Source organism: Brevibacterium sp. VCM10, from assembly GCF_000583215.1.
GTDB lineage: Bacteria > Actinomycetota > Actinomycetes > Actinomycetales > Brevibacteriaceae > Brevibacterium > Brevibacterium linens.
Genome location: NZ_JAJB01000046.1, coordinates 39,413 through 55,904, shown reverse-complemented (window position 1 = coordinate 55,904; position 16,492 = coordinate 39,413). Strand labels below are relative to the sequence as shown.

Genomic DNA, 16,492 nt, shown 5'->3' with positions numbered 1-16,492 from the left:
TAGACTTGAGTAATGAAGCGGGCGGCTGTTCTCAAGAAGCTCAATCAAGCAGCCAAAGAAGTCGGGAAAGATTTTTCGTTGACCGAACTCACCAACCACACAGGCGTCACGGTCGGACAGACTCGATCCACGCTCGGTCGGCACAGTAAAATCGACGATGACACCGCACGAAAATTCTTTGATCAGTACGCGAAGGAACTCGGGAAAGCATGGTGGCGGAAGTGATTTACACAGTCGAAGCAACCCGCAACGGATCCTGGTGGTCATTGCAGTGCCGTGAAGTCCCCGGAGCACTGTCACAATCCAAATCACTCGCGGAAGCCAAGAAGATCATGCCGGAGGCTATCGCTTTCGTTGCCGATGTTCCCGAAACGGCAGTTGAAGTCACAGTTGTTTCAATCGTTCCCAGCGCCGCCCAAGAGCATCTGCAAGAGGCAGCCAGACTGAGGGAAATCGTTGCCACCGCTAATAGTCAGGCAGCGTCCGAGTCACGCCAGGCTGCCGAGGAGCTGCGCAAATTGGGAATGACGGTGCGGGACATCGGTGAGACCCTGGGCGTTTCCTACCAAAGAGCCAGCCAGCTCTTGGCCTCTGCTTCCTAACTCGCGAAGTCCGTCTGACAAGGCACCCGTTGAGCCACGAGTAATGATCGTGTACTGCAGTAAGAGGTGGAATCCGCCTCGACGACACTCCCCCGCTAGACTCCAGTAATGAAGCCACTGACAACGATCCTGTCATTGCCCGTTGCCGACCCACAGGCCACCGCGAACTTCTACGCCGAAGGGCTCGGACTCGAAACCGACGGTGTGGAGGACGGCATCGTCGCCTTCGAACTGCCCAACCTCTCGATCTTCTTCATCACCGCAGACGAATACGGTCAATACCTTGAGCTCTCGGGGCAGCCGGGTTCGAAGAATCCGGTTCCAGGCGCCAGCATCATCTCGTGTGCGTTCACCACGCGTGCTGAGATCGATGAGGTGCTCGACCGTGCGGTTGCCGCCGGCGGATCAGCCGATCCGGGTCAAGACGTGGATGGGTCGTACATGGGCTACTTCGCTGACCTCGACGGCTACATCTGGGAACTCGTCGCCAACGAGCAGACGGCGAAGGCCGCCGGAACCAACTAGCCCCTCACATCCGCTGATTCCGCGCACTCTCGTAGATGCACACACCAGCAGCAGTCCCGAGGTTGAGGCTTTCGGCCGAGCCGTAGATCGGAACAGCCACAGACGAATCGCACAGCTCCAGATCCTCGGCGCTCATCCCCCAGGCCTCGTTTCCAAAGACCCACGCGGTCCGGGCGGTGAGATCAAGGCCTGTATCCCACGGGTGGTGAAGACCGTGGGCTTCGTCGTTGGCGTCGGCGGCGAGCACCTGCAGGCCGCGTGCACGGGCCAGTTCGGTGACCTCGGACAGGCCGACTCCGGTGACGATGGGAATGTGGAAGAGCGAACCGGCGGTCGACCGCACGACTTTGTCGTTGTAGACATCCACCGACGACGACGTCAGCACCACGGCATCGGCGCCCGCAGCATCGGCCAGCCGGATGATCGTGCCGGCGTTGCCCGGATCACGTACCTGCGACAGGACGACGACGAGCTGAGCTTCTTTGTCGACAACTGAGGTCAGTTCAACGTCCAGGGTCTTGCACACGGCCACGACACCTTGGGAGTTCACGGTCGAGGCGAGCTCGGTGAGCACCTCGGGGGTGACGATGCTGCACTGCATGCGGCCGTGCTTCGCCGCGGAGACGAACGAGGGATGCTCCTCGGCGGCCTCCTCGGTGATGAAGAGCTCGACGACGGAGCCCTTGCGCGCCAGTGCCTCCCGGACGGCCTGCGGACCTTCGACGAGGAACTGCCCCGTGGCCTTGCGGTCGCGGCGCTTGAGCAGCTTCGCGGCGTTCTTGATCCGCTTCGACTGTGGTGAGGAGATGACGTCAGGGAGTTTCATGAAACCGTGTTCTCGATCCGTTGGATGCTGAAGGGGAAGATGTGGTGGCTGAAGAGATAGAAGCTGATCCGGGGACCAGACGGGCCCCGACAGAACGACCGACGGCCCCGAACCTGCAGTTCGGGGCCGTCGTCGATCACCGAGGCGATCGGTCAGTCACTGTGTGACCGGAGTCTTGAGTTGACGCTGCTCAGGCGGCGTCGGTCTTCGCTGCGTTGACGTCAGCAGGAAGAGCATCCTTGGCGACCTTGACCAGGTGCGCGAAGGTGGCCGAGTCGTTCACGGCGAGCTCGGCGAGCATACGACGGTCGACCTCGACTCCAGCGGCCTTGAGGCCCTGGATGAAACGGTTGTAGGTCATGCCGTTGGCGCGGGCGCCGGCGTTGATGCGCTGGATCCAGAGACGACGGAAGTCGCCCTTGCGCTTGCGACGGTCACGGTAGCTGTAGACCAGCGAGTGGATGACCTGTTCTTTGGCCTTGCGGTACAGGCGCGAACGCTGTCCGCGGTAGCCGCTTGCCCGGTCGAGGATGACCCGGCGCTTCTTGTGAGCGTTGACCGCTCTCTTCACACGTGCCACGTGTTACTCCTTTGAAAAGTTCGTATCTGCCGGCGGTGCCGGACTCTGGTTCAAGCTGAGACAACCGATGTCGGCTGCCCGTGGGAGTTCCCGGCTGATGCCCGGAAAGCGAAGCCCCGAAAGGGGTCTCACCTGCCCTTGAGCTTGCCCAGAAGCTTGCGGGCCTTGGCGCGGTCGCCGCCGACGATTTCCTGGTCGGTGGACACGCGGCGCTTACGAGCCGAGGTCTTGCCCTCGAACTTGTGCTGGTTGTTCACGCCTTCACGCATGATCTTGCCACTGCCAGTCACGCGCATGCGCTTCTTGGCGCTGCTGTTCGTCTTCTGCTTCGGCATAGTGCCGTTCTCCTTTGCAATTCGTTGCCGACGTCGACCGCCGGCAACTACTTCACACGCACAGTCCAGGACGGGCCTGGAACACGACGTACTTAATTTCTCACGCGTCCGGGCGAGCTGCGTTCTTCTCGGCAGCGACCCGATCGCGACGGGACTTCACCTCAGCGGATTTGCCCTTGGCACCAGCCGATGCCTTCCGGGCCTCCGCCTTGGCGTCAGACTTTGACTTGTGCGGGGCGATGACCATCACCATGTTGCGTCCGTCGACTCGCGGTGAGGATTCGACGGAGCCGAGGTCGGACACATCTTCGGCCAAGCGGTTGAGCAGCTTGATGCCCATCTCGGGGCGGGACTGCTCACGTCCGCGGAACATGATCATGACCTTGACCTTGTCGCCGCCTTCGAGGAAGCGGGTGACGTGGCCCTTCTTCGTCTCGTAATCGTGTTCGTCGATCTTGAGACGGAAGCGGATCTCCTTCAGCGCAGTGTTCGCCTGGTTCTTCCGGGCTTCTCTGGCCTTCTGGGCAGATTCATATTTGAATTTTCCGTAGTCCATGAGCTTGGCTACGGGTGGCTTCGCCTGCGGGGCTACCTCGACGAGGTCGAGTCCGGCCTCACCGGCGAGATCGAGTGCCTTGCGAATGGCAACGATACCGACCTGTTCACCATTGGGTCCGACCAACCGGACCTCGGGAACCCGAATCCGGTCATTGATGCGCGTCTCGCTGATGTGTTCACTCCTTTTTGCTCAAATGTGGTCGTGGCAACGAAAAAGGCTCCCGTTGACACATGCCAAGGGAGCCTGCACACACGAGCAGTACGGTAGACGTACGTTCGGTGAATACACCTCGATCTGCACCCATTCGGACAATGCCCGAAGGACAGATCTTTGGACCCGATCGCTCTTCGCGATCAAGGTGGGAGACAGACTCCGCTTCGCACCAGCTACCAGTGTACTACGCTTCATGACTCTTCGCACATCGAGGCCCTGGTGTGATCGCCGCGTTGATTTATATGTCAAGCTTATGGCATGAGTTCTGAAGAATCTGTTCCAGCCGAGGCGATCGCCGACGTTACGCGCGACATCGCCGAGGTCCCCGCCGTCGAGGTCATCACCTCCAGCGCCGTCCACCTCATGTCCGCCGCCGCCGTCAAGTGCGGCCTGGCCGAGGACACCGCCGAAGGCCACGGCGCCGACCTCCAGGACCTCGATGAGGCCCGCAAGCTGATCACCGCGCTGGCCGGCTTCGTCACCGGCGCCGCCACCGTGATCGGCGACCACCACGCCCGCCCGCTGCGCGATGGACTCCGCAGCCTGCAGCTGGCCTTCCGCGAGGCCTCGGAGATTCCCGACGCCCCCGGCGAAGGCCCCGGAGAGAAGTTCACCGGCCCCGTCCGCTGACACATCCATCACCGAGGCGGCCCCCGACCATTCGTCGGGGGCCGCCTTCGTCTGTGGTTCAGCCGTTCGCCGGCGAGGATGGCCCACCGGGTCCGCCGAACCCCCGGTGCAGCGTCTCGGCTGAGAGGCGGCTCCGAAGGCGAAGCACTGTCGACGGATCAGGGATCCTCACCTGCTCGCTCCGCCTGCGCCTTGATGCCGCGCAGGCGACGATCCCATCCGTGGGCGACGATACCGAGCAGATCGGATACTTCGCGGATCTGCGACGGACTCACCGAGTGCACGCGGCGGGATGATCGGGTCGTCGAACTCACGATCCCTCCGCTCTCGAGAATCCGCAGCTGCTTGGCCACAGCCTGTCGGCTCAGCCCGAGATCACGCGCCACGGCGCCGGCGTCATCGGGCGACTGGGACAGCCGAACCAGGATGCGGCGTCTCGTGTGGTCGGCCAGCGCTTTGAAGACGAGATCCGCCTCGTCCGACAGCAATCTGTGCTGAACGGAGTCCTCTGCAGCACTCATCTCGCCGACACGGCGAGTCCCCTCGCCACCGCGAGCTCTTCGACCCAGCCTTCGGCATTCTCCTCAAATCGCCGGCGTCGCTCGGCGGCATCGTCGCTGAGCCGGGCGAACCCACTCTCACGGACGGTGAGCAGGACGCCCTGACCCTCTGGTTCGATGGTGAAAACGATCGTGTTGCTGGGAAAGTCGTCCAATGATCCGGGCGTCCCGCCGAGCCAGCGGAAGACGGCACGGCGAGGCGGATCGAGCTCCTCCGTGCCGATGGTGAATTCGCCGACGTTCGGGTCAATCACCCGAGAGACACCGTCCTCAGAGCTGATGTCATGCTCGGTGTAGCTGCCGTCATTGATGAACCAGCCGGGTTCGCTGATGATGTCCCACACCGTTTGTGCGTCGGCGTCGATGTGGATGCTGCGGACGATCTCGTCGGGCACATCATCCGCAGTGGTGGGTACGTCGTCCTCGGTCACGATGGTTCCTCTCGTCGGCGAGATCGGCACTGGGCCGCGTTGGCGACGACTCTATCTCGCACCCCGTTAAAGTGCAACCATTCAGTTGCACCCTCGTTCATCGATCGGCCGCCGATTCCCACCCCGCCCCGCGGTTCATTCGCCGAGGCTGCCGATGACTCCGCGCATGAGTTCACCCTCGATTTCGTCGAACCCCGGACCGAATTGGCCGAAGCGAAGACCGTTGATCAGACCGATGACAGCGACCCAGATGGTCACGGTTCTCATGATGACCGCATCGGAGTAGTCGAGGCCGAGCTCCTCGAGGCCGTCGCGCAGCGGCGCAAGTGCGCTCTCAGGACCCTGAGTCACCGAACCGGTCTTGCCCGACTGGGGCACGGATGCCCGTTCCGACGCTCGAGCATCCTCTGCCACCAGCTGCGCGAGCGCGACCATGATCCGCGTTCCCGGGACCACGGTCTCCTCTCGCGGAGCCTCATAGTCAGCGATCGGGGTGCCGTAGATGAGCGCCCACCGATTCGGGTGCGCGCGCGACCATTCGAGCATGGTCAGCGCGAGGGCCTCCACGCTCCGCTCCCCCGCCAGCGCTTCATCGACGGCATCGGCGATCTGCGTGAAGGCATCGCGGATGAGAATGGTCAGCAGCTCATCACGGCTCTTCACATAGCGGTAGACCGCGCTGGAGACGACCCCGAGCTCTCGCGCGATCGCCCGCAGCGACAGCCCGTCGACTCCGTCGTCGTCGACCATCCGGTTGCCGATCGCGGTGATCTGGGCTTCCGTCTCGATTCGGGCTCGCTGTCGTGGGGTCGTTTCTGTCATGACTTCACCCTACGGTCCGAGAGCAAAGATAACAATAGTGAGCACTGCTCTTGCATTGTCGACGCATGCGGCCTACGCTGAATTCCGAGAGCACCGCTCTCTCAATCATGAGAACATCATCGGAAGGACTCGCTATGAGAACAGCACTCATCATCGGAAACGGACAGATTGGTTCGGAGATCGCCGCCCGACTCACGGACGTCGGAGTCACCGTCCGCATCGCCACCCGCTCCGGCAGCAACTCATCCGGCACCCCCACCCACATCAAGGCCGATGCGAGTGATCGCGCCCAGCTGGCCGAGGCCGCTGCCGGAGTCGATGCGATCTTCGCCTGCGCCCACGCCGCGTACGACAGCCGCAAATGGGAGCAGATCCTCCCCCGCCTCGATGCGGCGGTCCTCGACACGGCGGCCGAACTCGACATTCCTGTGGTCTTCCCGGAGTCGGTCTATGCCTTCGCCGGCCTCGACTCCCCGATCACCGAAGACTCCCCTTTCGCCCCGGTCGACGACAAGGGACGGATTCGGCAGCGGTTGGTCGAAGCACGGGAAACCCATCCGGCGACGTGTGCAAGCGTCATCGCCGGGGACCTGCTCGGCAGAACTGCCGAGAAGTGGTCATCGGTGGTGCGCATGTGCATCACGGACCCGATCGGTCAGGGTCGACGGGTCTATGTGCCCGCACGCACGGACGTGCCGCATGGCATCACCGTCATCGCCGACCACGCGGCCGCCATGATCCAAGCGGCAGAGGATCTGAATGACGTCCCCGCGGGGACGCACCAGCTGCGGATCGCCCCGGCGTCGAACCCGACTCTGGCCGAGATCGCCGATTTCACCGCGGATGCCCTCGGGCAGAAGCACAAGCGTCCGGCCACGGTGCCGCGCTGGGCGACCCGTGCGGCAGGAGTGTTCGAACGCTCCTTCTACGAGCTCAACGCTCTGGCCCCGATCTGGTACGAACCCTGCGTCATCTCCTCCAGCGATTTGGCCGAAACAGTCGGCACAACCGATTGGCGGGAGGGCGTGCGGCAGATGCTCGACGCGGGAACGTCTGAGACTCCTGCACGGCAGCCTCGGTGAGCGAACGAGGCCTCACAGCCGGATCCCGTTGCCCGGACCCAGCGGCAGGTCGAAGACGAACCAGATCGTCAGCAGCACGGCCCAGGCCAGCCAGAACGGGATGACGAACGGGAACATCCGCGAGATCACCGTACCCAGTCCGGCATTGGGTTCGTAGCGGCGAACGAGGCCGAGGAGGACGATCATGTACGGGTTGAGCGGGGTGATGACCTGGGTGGCCGAGTCGCCGACGCGGAATCCGGCCTGGATGAACGCCGGTTCGTAGCCGAGCAAGGCGAAGAGCGGAACGAACACCGCGGCCATGAGCGTCCACATCGATGACCCGGAGATGATGAATAGGTTGAGCACACTGGCCAGGAGCATGAACCCGATGACTGCAGCGAGCCCGGTCAGGCCGATCGCCTCAAGCCCCGAGGCTCCGGCGACGGCGATCCACGAACCGATTCCCGTCCAGTTGAACAGGGCGATGAACTGGCCGAGGATGAACGCGAGGATGAGGAAGGACATCATGTCGATGATCGACTGGCTCATCATCCTCACCAGGTCGTTCATCGACCGCACGGTGCGCACGACGAAGCCGTAGACGACGCCCATGAGCATGAAGTAGGCGAAGACGATGAAGACGATCGACGACAGCAGCGGTGACTTCGGGAGGAATCCGCCGTCCTCATTGCGCCATGGCGAGGCCGGGAGGAGGAATGCGACGAGGAACACCGCGGTGAGGACGAGCGCCGCGACGACCGCCCAGATCAGCCCCTTCTTCTCCTCCGGCTCGAGTTCCGCTTTGATCTCGGTGGTCTCGGACTCATGGGAATCACCCGAGGACTGATCCTCTGATGTCGCCGAGGTGTCCCCGTAGGGGCTGTCGGGCGCCCGGTATTCCCGCGCCAAGCCGGTCCCCGAGGCGCTCGCATATTCACGCGGCACGCCCTTGCGCACCATGTTCGGTTCGATGAGCCGGTCGATGATGAAGCCGGCGATGATCGCCAGCACGATCGACGAGGCGATGTTGAAGTAGTAGTTCGACACCGGGTTGACCGCGGTGTAGTCGGTGTTCGGCAGCGTATCCATCACCGAGGTGGTGATGCCCGCGAACAGTGCGTCGAGGCTGGTGGGCACGATCGACGTCGAATAGCCGGCTCCGGTGGCGGCGAACCCGCCGATGAGGCCGGCCATCGGGTGCCGTCCCGCGGCTTTGAACACGAGAGCGGCCAGGGGCGGGATGATGACGAACGCGGAATCGGCCATGATCGAGCCGACGACGCCGACGAAACCGACGACATAGGGCAGCAGCCACTTCGGGCTCTTGCCGAACGCGATGCGCACGGCGGCGGCCAGCATCCCCGACTTCTCGGCGACGCCGACGGCCAAGAGGATCGGCAGCACGGTCGCCAGAGGCGGAAACCCGATGTAGTTGTCCCCCATCGTCGTCGTCAGCCATGCCAGGCCCTCACCGGTGAATAGGCCCTTGATCGCCACGGTGTCCTCGGTGCCGGGGATGGACACGGAGACTCCGGCCAGGGCCATAGCGGTGGAGACGAGCCCGGTGAGGATGAACAGCCCGAGGAACAGGGTGAACGGTTCGGGCAGCTTGTTGCCGATGCGTTCGATCCAGTCGAGCGTTCGCTGGCCGAAGCCGACTCTGCCGTTTGTCGTCGTTGACATGGTCAGTCCTTCTTCTCGCGGGAAAGGGCTCGGTGGTGGGCTGCGCGCGGTGACGCGGCGAGTTCAGTCGAAGAAGTGCTCGACATCGATCGCTCCGCCCGCACGGTCGAACTCTGCGGTCACCTCGGCGGCGAGGGCATCGTCGGCGAGGAAGTCCAGGGCGGTGCACGCAAGCCCGTAGGCCGCGTCGAGTGCCGCGGATTCGGCGTCCGGTGTCTTCGCTGCCTCGGCGAATTCACGGGTGTGCAGGGCCACCTCGGCGTCGGCGGTCTTGATGAGCGGATGGATGCCGGGAATCCGGTAGGAGACGTTGCCGAAGTCCGTGGACGCGGCAATCGATTCGTCGAGGACGCCGGCGGGCAGCGGCTGGCGCCCGCGGGTCTGTTCGTGTTCGGCCCAGCGGGCGGTCAGCGCCTGGTTCGTGCGCACGGGCAGCGAGGGCGGGTGGTCGTCCCAGTCGACCGTGACGCCGGTTCCGGTCATGAGTGCGGCACCTTTCGCCGTATCCTCGACCCGGTCGGAGAGCTCTTTGAGCGTTTCGGGGAACTTCGAGCGGACGTAGCACTGCACGGTGGCGGTTTCGGTGATGATCGACGGTCTCGTTCCGCCGTCGGTGATGACCGCGTGCAGGCGGGAGATCGGCGGCATCTGCTGCCGCAGCAGACCGAGCCCCTGGTAGAAGAGGTTCGCCGCGTCGAGGGCGTTGCGCCCCATGAAAGGCTGCGCCGAGGCGTGCGCGGCGACCCCTGAGTATGTGACCTTGAGCAGGCGGCGTCCCAACCACACCTGGTCGGCGCAGTCGTATCCGTAGCCGTGGACCATGATGGCCGCGTCGATTCCGTCGAAGGCGCCGGCCCGGGCCATGACCTCTTTGCCCGAATGACCTTCTTCCGCTGGGGTACCCAACAGCACGACGGTGCCCGGCACGGCGTCGGGGTCCTTCTCGTATAAGGCATGGAGGGCCAGGAACGCACCGACTCCGGCGGTGGCGATGATGTTGTGCCCGCACGCATGCCCGATCTCGGGCAGGGCATCGTATTCGGCGAGGATCGCGATCGTGCGCCCGTCGCCGGATCCCGTCGTCGCCCGCAGTGTGGTCTTCACACCGTAGAGGCCGGTCTCGACGTCGACTCCGTGATTGTCCAGCACCGAGGCGATCGCGGCGACCGAATCGAACTCTTCGAACGCGGTCTCGGCGAGGTCATGGATCGTGTGGAGCAGGCCCGTGAGGTCGCCTTCCGCAGCGTCGAGGCCAGCAGCGATTCCAGACCGGCTCGTCTCCGGGGCGCCGGTGAAGTCGGAGGCCCACTCGGCGGCCTGCTCGGCCCGGGCCCTGGTCTGCCGGGCCATCTCGTCGAGGTAGCTGTCGTCCGGCGCGGTCGAGTGACTGAGGTCACGGATTTTGCTCATGGGTCATAAGCATAGGGGCCTTGCCGATCTGACACGCCCGGAACGCTCAGACTTCGACGAGGCGGATGGCCAGGGAATCGATCTTCGCGACGAGGTCCTCGTCACCGGCGACGGCCTCCTGGAACCGGCGCACTTCCTCCGGGGCCACCTCGGATTCGACGCCGAGCGTGATGCCGAGCTCCGGCCCACCGAGGTGAACGCTGTTGCTGCCGGGACTCACACCGATCCGAGCCAGCCAGGGGAAGGACTCGGCGATGGCACGCAGACGCCCGGCCACCTCGGCGTCGGCCCAGGACGGAGTCCAGGGCTGGGACTGCACGAACGCGAACATCGCCGGACGGCGCAGCAGGAATGAGGACTCGGCACCCGGGTCGAGGACGACGAGCTGGGATTCGGCCTCGATCGCCCCGAGGACGAGCCGCTCGGATTCGATCGGCACGGGACGGGCGTCCGAATGCCACGCCGTCAATGGTGGGATTCCGGAGAATCCCGGGGTGCACTCGCGTCCGTCCTCGGCTTGCAGGCGGACCATCGCCATCTCCGAGGAGTTGTCGGTCATCAGCCCGTTCTCTCCGATCTCTTGGTCGAGAGCCATCGGCACGATCGGGGCGTAGAGCCTGGTCCCGGACAGAGCCCGGACGACCTGCTGGTGTGCGGCAGGATCCAGGGGTGCCTGAGCGACCTGGGTCATGGCCTCCAGCAGGGCCGCATCGGCCAGCCCGGTGTCACCGGAGAACGGGTTGGGTTTGAGGTCCCGGCCCGCCCACGCCTGCCCGGCGGAATCCGTCGGGGCGTGGGCCTCGCCTGCCTGGTCGGCAGATGCGGCGGACCGGGGCTCGTGCGGCTCGTGCGAGTGGCCCGGCTCGTCCGACTGGCGCGGCTCGTGCGAGTGCGTGCTCACCGGCTCACCGTCCTGCGACGTCGAGGGCTTCTTCCAGGGTGAACTTGCCGGCGTAGAGTGCCTTGCCCACGATCGCGGAGTCGACGCCGAAGGGCACGAGCTCACGGAGGGCACGCAGGTCATCGAGGCTCGAGACCCCGCCGGAGGCGACGATCGGAGAATCGGTCTTCTGCGCGAGGTCCTTGAGCAGGTCGACATTGGGACCCTGCAGGGTGCCGTCCTTGCGCACATCGGTGACGACGTAGCGGGAGCAGCCGGCGGATTCGAGGGTGTTCAGGACTTCGTAGAGGTCGCCGCCGTCCTTCGTCCAGCCGCGGGCGGCCAGGGTGGTTCCGCGCACGTCGAGGCCGATGGCGACCTGATCGCCGAAGCGCGAGATCATCTCGGCCGTCCACTCGGGGTTCTCCAGGGCGGCGGTGCCGATGTTGACGCGCTCGGCCCCGGTGTCGAGTGCGCGTTCAAGGCTTTCGGTGTCACGGATGCCACCGGAGAGTTCGACCTTGATCCCCACGGCCTTGACGACCTGGTTGAGCAGATCCGAGTTCGATCCGCGTCCGAAGGCGGCATCGAGGTCGACGAGGTGGATCCATTCGGCGCCGCGGCTCTCGAAGTCCTGAGCGGCGTCGATGGGTGAGCCGTAGTCGGTTTCGGTTCCGGCTTCGCCCTGGACGAGGCGGACGGCCTTGCCGTCGGCGACGTCAACGGCGGGGAGGAGGACCAGCTTGTTCGAACTGTCTGTCATTGTGACCTTTCTGCCAGGGTGCCACGGGGTTTGAGGCAACCATAGTCGGTGTGCTCGGTCAGGAGCTGAGTGCGCCTGTGGGGGTGCTGCCGATGCTGCCGGAACCACCACCGGGGCTGCTGCCGGCGGCGAACGAGGCGAGCCAGTTGCGCAACAGCCTGGCGCCCGCCTCGGCGGACTTCTCGGGATGGAACTGTGCGGCCCAGGTGGTGCCGTCCTCGACAGCGGCGATGAAGTCGCTGCCGTGACGGGCGGTCGTCACCGTCGCATTCGGCGGCGGCTCGGTCGCGGCATAGGAGTGGACGAAGTAGAAGCGTTCGTCCCCGACGCCCGCGAACATGGCCGAGTCTGCAGGTGCACTGACCTTCGACCAACCCATATGCGGGATGACCGGGGCTTCGAGGCCGGTGACGGCTCCGGGCCACAGGCCGATGCCCTCGGTCTTGACTCCATGTTCGACGCCGCGTGCGAAGAACACCTGGAGGCCGACGCAGATGCCGAGCAGCGGTCGGCCCTGTTCGTGTCGGGCACGGATGAGGTCGACTCCCCCGACGTTGTCCAGTCCGGCCATCACGGCCGAGAACGCGCCGACCCCGGGGACCAGCAGTCCGTCGGAGTCGTTGATGACATCGCGGTCGGCCGTGAGCGTGACCTCGGCACCGGCCGCGGCGACCGCACGCACGGCGGAGCGGACATTGCCGGCTCCGTAGTCGAGGACGGCGACTGTCGTCATCGCTTCGCCCCCTTGCTCAGCACTGACCAGATCCTCCACAGGGAGAACCCGAGGACGATGACGCCGAGCACGGCGACGACCCAGGCGATGGTGTTCCCGCCCAGCGCGAGCGCAATGCCGAAGGCGGTGACGAGTCCGGCGAGGACGGCGGCGATGATCCACAGCAGTGCCGTGCGTGCCATGGCTGCCCGTCCCGGGCTCATCGTGGCCGCACTGGCCTGCAGCTTCGTCATCGAATCGGTTCTGATGCTGCCTTCGACGTCGTCTGCGGCAACGGTTTCGAGCAGCAGCCCTTCGAGGACATCGGGGAGGTTCTTCAGTGCCAGTCCGGCCGGCACATCGGATTCACGGGCGCCGTGGCGGAAGTGGCCGGCGTCGATCTGCTCTTCGCTGCGCACGAGGAGGAGGACCTCATGTTTGCCGGCGAGCTTCGAGATCGCCGCGGCCGCCTCGTTGCCGGCTTCGACATCGGTGTCGGCGAGGACGATGCCGCTGAACTCACCGATCGGCACGATGGTGCCGGAGATGTTCGACAGCACGCACGCGGCGGCCAGCTGCTGGGCGACCCCGAAAGGGGTCACGATGACGGTCGTGCTCACAGGACTCCCTTGGTGCTGGGAACGGAGTTGCTCCGCGGGTCGGTCTCGACGGCCTGCCGCAGCGCGCGGGCGAAGGCCTTGAATTCGGCTTCGACGATGTGGTGCGGGTCGCGGCCGCGAACCAGGTCGAGGTGGACGGTCAGTCCGCCGTTGAAGGCGATCGATTCCAGCGAGTGGGAGGTCATCGAACCGGTGAAGTGACCACCGATGAGGTGGTACTGCTGGCCTTCGGGTTCGCCTTCGTGGACGAAGTAGGGACGACCGGAGACGTCGACGACGCACTGGGCCAGTGCTTCGTCCAGCGGCACGGCGGCGAAGCCGTAGCGGCGGATGCCGACCTTGTCGCCGAGTGCTTCGCGAATGGTCTGGCCGAGGACGATGGAGGTGTCTTCGACGGTGTGGTGGACGTCGATGTGGGTGTCGCCGATGGCGGTGATGTCGAGGTCGATCATCGAGTGCTTCGACAAGGCGGTGAGCATATGGTCGAAGAACGGCACGCTCGTGGAGATGGTCGAGGTGCCGGTGCCGTCGAGGTTGACGGACACGGACACCGTGGACTCGGAGGTGGTGCGTGAGTTCTGGGCCTGCCTCATGGAGTGCCTTTCGTCGGGGCGGCTGGTGACGGGGTCGGAGACTGCGGACGGTCCGCGAGGAGGTCAGGGTCGTCGGCGAGGATCTCGTCGATGGCGGTCAGAAACGCTTCGGTCTCTGCCTCGGTGCCGGCGTTGACGCGGGCGTGGCCGGTGATGCCGATATCGCGGATGAGGATTCCGCGATCGAGCAGCTTCTGCCACAGCTCGGCCGGTGAGGCGATGTTGCCGAAGAGGACGAAGTTCGAATCGCTGTCGTGGACGGTGAAACCCGCCTCGGCGAGGTGGCTCGACATGCGGTTGCGCGAGTCGATGAGACGGTCGACGTTGCCCAGCAGCAGCTCCGCGTGTTCGAGTGCCGTGCAGGCGAGCACCTGAGTGACCTCGGACAGGTGGTAGGGCAGGCGGACGAGGCGGAGGACGTCGATGAGCTCGGGGGCGGCGATGGCGTAGCCCAAGCGCAGGCCGGCACAGGCGAAGGCCTTGCTCATGGTCCGGGAGACGACGAGGCGGGGCCGACCTTCGAGCAGAGTCATCGCTGAGGACTTGGCGGGGCGGGAGAATTCCGCATATGCCTCGTCGACGATGACGATTCCTGCGCAGTTGTCGTAGGCGGCTTCGATGACGTCGAGGCCGATCGAGGTCCCGGTCGGATTGTTCGGGGTACACAGGAACACGATGTCCGGATTCGCCCGCGCCACTTCGGCGGCGACCGTCTCGGCATCGAGAGTGAAATCGTCCTTGCGTTCGACGTGCTGCCATTCGGCTCCGGTGCCCGTGGTGATGAGCGGGTGCATCGAATAGGAGGGGGTGAAGCCGAGGACGGTGCGGCCCGGTCCGCCGAAGGCCTGGACGATATGGCTGAGCACTTCGTTCGACCCGTTGGCGGCCCAGATCATGGAGGGGTCGAGGTCGACGGTGTCTCCGACACGTTCGTTCCCACCGTCCAAGTAGGTGACGAGGTGTTCGCGCAGTGCGGTGAATTCGCGATCGGGATATCGATTGAGTCCGGCGAAGTGATCGTCGACCGCTGCGCGCATGCTCTCGACGACGACGTCCGGAAGCGGATAGGCGTTCTCGTTGACGTTGAGCTGGACCGGCACATTGAGGTGCGGAGCCCCGTACGGCTTGAGGCCGACGAGGTCTGAACGCACTGGCAGAGAGTCGATGTTTCCCACGGCGACCATTCTACCGAGAGGCCCCCGCCGCCCGGGCGGCGGGTCGGGCATCGAGATCGGCCGGTCGGCTCACCCGATCAAACGGGTCGGCGCGCTGTCAGTCGGGTCGGCGTCCCGCCGGTCGAGCCGGTCTCGACCTCAGCGGACGGGGACGTCGAGGGTCTGGCCGGGGTGAACGGTCGGGGTGTCCAGGTGGTTGATCTCGACGATGTCGGCCACGACATCACGGGTGTCGCGGTCGATGCCGAGACTCGTCGCCACGGTCCACAGCGATTCGCCTTCACCGACGACGACCGCCTCGGCGTCGATGCCGATGCTTTCCGTCTCCGATTCGGCGACGGCAGCGGCCGAGAACGACTGGGTGGCGAGGAGGACCGCTCCGCCGATGACGACGAGAGCGACGAGCAGGGTCCGGAGAAGGCGCACAGCCTGGCGTCCACGAGTGGTCAGGCGCAGCTCGGTGTTCTGTGCAGACATCGCATTACCTCTTTCATTCGTACGATTCCACCAGTAATCGGTAGAACGTCTGTTCTATTCAACATGCCAATCGAACAAATGTCCAGTCCAACTCGAACATCTATGCGACAATGAGAGGGAACCAGCGTTGTTGATTGATCTGTCAGAACCATCTCAGTCGGCACTGACACGAGAATCTTCGAAGCGGAGATCACGGCGTTCAGCGGCAGGGAATAGAACGAAGGGGAACGAGCAGTGGTTCAGAACAAACGAGGCAGAGGCAGGCCTCGCAACGAAGATGTTGCCACCGAGATCGCTGCCGCTCGCAGCGATGACGACGTGGTCCAGATCCCAGAGGGGTCATCCGGTGAGGGCGATTTCCGCCTCACTCCCCGCCAGCGTCTCGTCCTCGAGACCATCGAACGCGCCGTCGTGGCCAACGGCTACCCGCCGAGCATGCGCGAGATCGGCAAGGCCGCCGGACTGGCGTCCCTCTCCAGCGTCGCCCACCAGCTCTCCCAGCTCGAACGCCTCGGCTATGTCCGCCGCGACCCGAAGCGCCCGCGTGCCATCGAGGTGGTCAATCCGTTCGAAGAGGAAGAGGCCGAACGCGCGAAGTACGAGGAGCTGGCCAACAACACCGTGCAGGTCCCGGTCGTCGGACGCATCGCCGCCGGCGGCCCGATCCTGGCCGAGCAGGAGGTCGACGATGTCTTCTCCCTGCCGACCCAGGTCGTCGGCTCCGGTGAGATGTTCCTGCTCAAGGTCGTCGGCGATTCGATGATCGAGGCCGCCATCTGCCACGACGACTGGGTGGTCGTGCGCAAGCAGCACACCGCCGACAACGGTCAGATCGTCGCAGCCCTCCTCGACGGCGAAGCCACGGTGAAGACGCTCAAACGCAAAGCCGGTCAGCAGTGGCTGATGCCGCAGAACGAGAACTACGAACCCATCGACGGCACCTACGCACAGATCATGGGCCTCGTCGTCGCCGTCATCCGCCGCCTCTGAGCCTCGGTCCCACCTTCGAACTGAGAAGCGCCCGCGACCACG

The 16,492-nt window shown here is 64.8% G+C and carries 22 protein-coding genes; 6 read left to right on the top strand and 16 right to left on the bottom strand.

Going from position 1 to position 16,492, the window contains the following annotated elements:
• Window positions 1–12 precede the first annotated feature (12 nt).
• The 3 genes from AD89_RS0113675 to AD89_RS0113665 all read left to right on the top strand — a co-directional run bounded on the left by AD89_RS0113675 (window position 13) and on the right by AD89_RS0113665 (window position 1,127).
• Complete coding sequence (locus tag AD89_RS0113675) at window positions 13–225, top strand: hypothetical protein (RefSeq protein ID WP_025779794.1); 213 nt, start codon at window positions 13–15, stop codon at window positions 223–225.
• Complete coding sequence (locus AD89_RS0113670) at window positions 210–602, top strand: hypothetical protein (protein ID WP_025779793.1); 393 nt, start codon at window positions 210–212, stop codon at window positions 600–602. Before AD89_RS0113675 ends, AD89_RS0113670 begins: the two co-directional genes overlap by 16 nt.
• Before the next feature lie 108 nt (window positions 603–710).
• Complete coding sequence (locus AD89_RS0113665; protein ID WP_025779791.1) at window positions 711–1,127, top strand: VOC family protein; 417 nt, start codon at window positions 711–713, stop codon at window positions 1,125–1,127.
• Between the two features lie 4 nt (window positions 1,128–1,131).
• Here AD89_RS0113665 and AD89_RS0113660 read toward each other — a convergent pair whose 3' ends face one another.
• The 4 genes from AD89_RS0113660 to infC form a co-directional block, all read right to left on the bottom strand.
• Window positions 1,132–1,953: a TrmH family RNA methyltransferase gene (locus tag AD89_RS0113660; protein WP_025779789.1), complete on the bottom strand. Its 822-nt coding sequence runs from the start codon at window positions 1,951–1,953 to the stop codon at window positions 1,132–1,134.
• Between the two features lie 190 nt (window positions 1,954–2,143).
• Entirely contained in the window at window positions 2,144–2,533 is a 390-nt protein-coding gene (gene rplT / locus AD89_RS0113655) for a 50S ribosomal protein L20 (protein ID WP_025779787.1), read from the bottom strand.
• Between the two features lie 128 nt (window positions 2,534–2,661).
• Complete coding sequence (rpmI, locus tag AD89_RS0113650; protein ID WP_025779785.1) at window positions 2,662–2,868, bottom strand: 50S ribosomal protein L35; 207 nt, start codon at window positions 2,866–2,868, stop codon at window positions 2,662–2,664.
• A 100-nt stretch (window positions 2,869–2,968) separates the two neighbouring features.
• Window positions 2,969–3,550: a translation initiation factor IF-3 gene (gene infC, locus AD89_RS0113645; RefSeq protein WP_025779783.1), complete on the bottom strand. Its 582-nt coding sequence runs from the start codon at window positions 3,548–3,550 to the stop codon at window positions 2,969–2,971.
• A 348-nt stretch (window positions 3,551–3,898) separates the two neighbouring features.
• On the opposite strand from infC, the gene AD89_RS0113640 reads away from it, so the two are divergent.
• Window positions 3,899–4,270 carry a DUF1844 domain-containing protein gene (locus AD89_RS0113640; protein WP_025779781.1) on the top strand — a complete coding sequence of 124 codons (372 nt, stop codon included), beginning with the start codon at window positions 3,899–3,901 and terminating at the stop codon, window positions 4,268–4,270.
• Between the two features lie 158 nt (window positions 4,271–4,428).
• On the opposite strand, the gene AD89_RS0113635 is transcribed toward AD89_RS0113640, so the two are convergent.
• The 3 genes from AD89_RS0113635 to AD89_RS0113625 all read right to left on the bottom strand — a co-directional run bounded on the left by AD89_RS0113635 (window position 4,429) and on the right by AD89_RS0113625 (window position 6,083).
• Complete coding sequence (locus tag AD89_RS0113635) at window positions 4,429–4,791, bottom strand: ArsR/SmtB family transcription factor (protein ID WP_051505264.1); 363 nt, start codon at window positions 4,789–4,791, stop codon at window positions 4,429–4,431.
• Entirely contained in the window at window positions 4,788–5,261 is a 474-nt protein-coding gene (locus AD89_RS0113630) for an SRPBCC domain-containing protein (RefSeq protein ID WP_025779778.1), read from the bottom strand. The genes AD89_RS0113635 and AD89_RS0113630 overlap by 4 nt, the downstream gene beginning before the upstream one ends.
• A 135-nt stretch (window positions 5,262–5,396) precedes the next feature.
• On the bottom strand, window positions 5,397–6,083 hold the full coding sequence (locus tag AD89_RS0113625; protein ID WP_025779777.1) for a TetR/AcrR family transcriptional regulator: 687 nt from the start codon (window positions 6,081–6,083) through the stop codon (window positions 5,397–5,399).
• Window positions 6,084–6,148: 65 nt separating this feature from the next.
• Between AD89_RS0113625 and AD89_RS19360 the strand changes: the two genes are divergently transcribed.
• A complete protein-coding gene (locus tag AD89_RS19360; RefSeq protein WP_155807452.1) occupies window positions 6,149–7,165 on the top strand; it encodes an NAD-dependent epimerase/dehydratase family protein in 1,017 nt (338 codons plus the stop codon).
• 12 nt (window positions 7,166–7,177) lie between these two features.
• On the opposite strand, the gene AD89_RS0113615 is transcribed toward AD89_RS19360, so the two are convergent.
• The 9 genes from AD89_RS0113615 to AD89_RS0113575 all read right to left on the bottom strand — a co-directional run bounded on the left by AD89_RS0113615 (window position 7,178) and on the right by AD89_RS0113575 (window position 15,460).
• Window positions 7,178–8,830 (bottom strand): AbgT family transporter, encoded by a 1,653-nt coding sequence (locus AD89_RS0113615; RefSeq protein WP_025779774.1) that lies wholly within the window; start codon window positions 8,828–8,830, stop codon window positions 7,178–7,180.
• A 63-nt stretch (window positions 8,831–8,893) separates the two neighbouring features.
• Entirely contained in the window at window positions 8,894–10,240 is a 1,347-nt protein-coding gene (locus tag AD89_RS0113610) for a M20 family metallopeptidase (RefSeq protein WP_035320875.1), read from the bottom strand.
• Window positions 10,241–10,286: 46 nt separating this feature from the next.
• Window positions 10,287–11,141 (bottom strand): SseB family protein, encoded by an 855-nt coding sequence (locus AD89_RS0113605; RefSeq protein WP_025779771.1) that lies wholly within the window; start codon window positions 11,139–11,141, stop codon window positions 10,287–10,289.
• 4 nt (window positions 11,142–11,145) lie between these two features.
• On the bottom strand, window positions 11,146–11,883 hold the full coding sequence (priA, locus tag AD89_RS0113600; RefSeq protein WP_025779769.1) for a bifunctional 1-(5-phosphoribosyl)-5-((5-phosphoribosylamino)methylideneamino)imidazole-4-carboxamide isomerase/phosphoribosylanthranilate isomerase PriA: 738 nt from the start codon (window positions 11,881–11,883) through the stop codon (window positions 11,146–11,148).
• A 58-nt stretch (window positions 11,884–11,941) separates the two neighbouring features.
• Window positions 11,942–12,616, bottom strand: coding sequence for an imidazole glycerol phosphate synthase subunit HisH (gene hisH, locus AD89_RS0113595; protein WP_025779767.1), 675 nt, complete (start codon window positions 12,614–12,616; stop codon window positions 11,942–11,944).
• The gene (locus tag AD89_RS0113590) at window positions 12,613–13,215 is read right to left on the bottom strand and encodes a hypothetical protein (RefSeq protein WP_025779765.1); all 603 of its coding nucleotides are present in this window, start codon (window positions 13,213–13,215) and stop codon (window positions 12,613–12,615) included. The genes hisH and AD89_RS0113590 overlap by 4 nt, the downstream gene beginning before the upstream one ends.
• Window positions 13,212–13,808: an imidazoleglycerol-phosphate dehydratase HisB gene (gene hisB, locus AD89_RS0113585; RefSeq protein WP_025779763.1), complete on the bottom strand. Its 597-nt coding sequence runs from the start codon at window positions 13,806–13,808 to the stop codon at window positions 13,212–13,214. The genes AD89_RS0113590 and hisB overlap by 4 nt, the downstream gene beginning before the upstream one ends.
• Complete coding sequence (locus AD89_RS0113580) at window positions 13,805–14,983, bottom strand: histidinol-phosphate transaminase (RefSeq protein WP_025779762.1); 1,179 nt, start codon at window positions 14,981–14,983, stop codon at window positions 13,805–13,807. Before AD89_RS0113580 ends, hisB begins: the two co-directional genes overlap by 4 nt.
• Before the next feature lie 138 nt (window positions 14,984–15,121).
• Window positions 15,122–15,460, bottom strand: a complete 339-nt coding sequence (locus AD89_RS0113575; RefSeq protein ID WP_025779760.1) for a LysM peptidoglycan-binding domain-containing protein — start codon at window positions 15,458–15,460, stop codon at window positions 15,122–15,124.
• Between the two features lie 234 nt (window positions 15,461–15,694).
• On the opposite strand from AD89_RS0113575, the gene lexA reads away from it, so the two are divergent.
• A complete protein-coding gene (lexA, locus tag AD89_RS0113570) occupies window positions 15,695–16,450 on the top strand; it encodes a transcriptional repressor LexA (protein ID WP_025779759.1) in 756 nt (251 codons plus the stop codon).
• Window positions 16,451–16,492 lie beyond the last annotated feature (42 nt).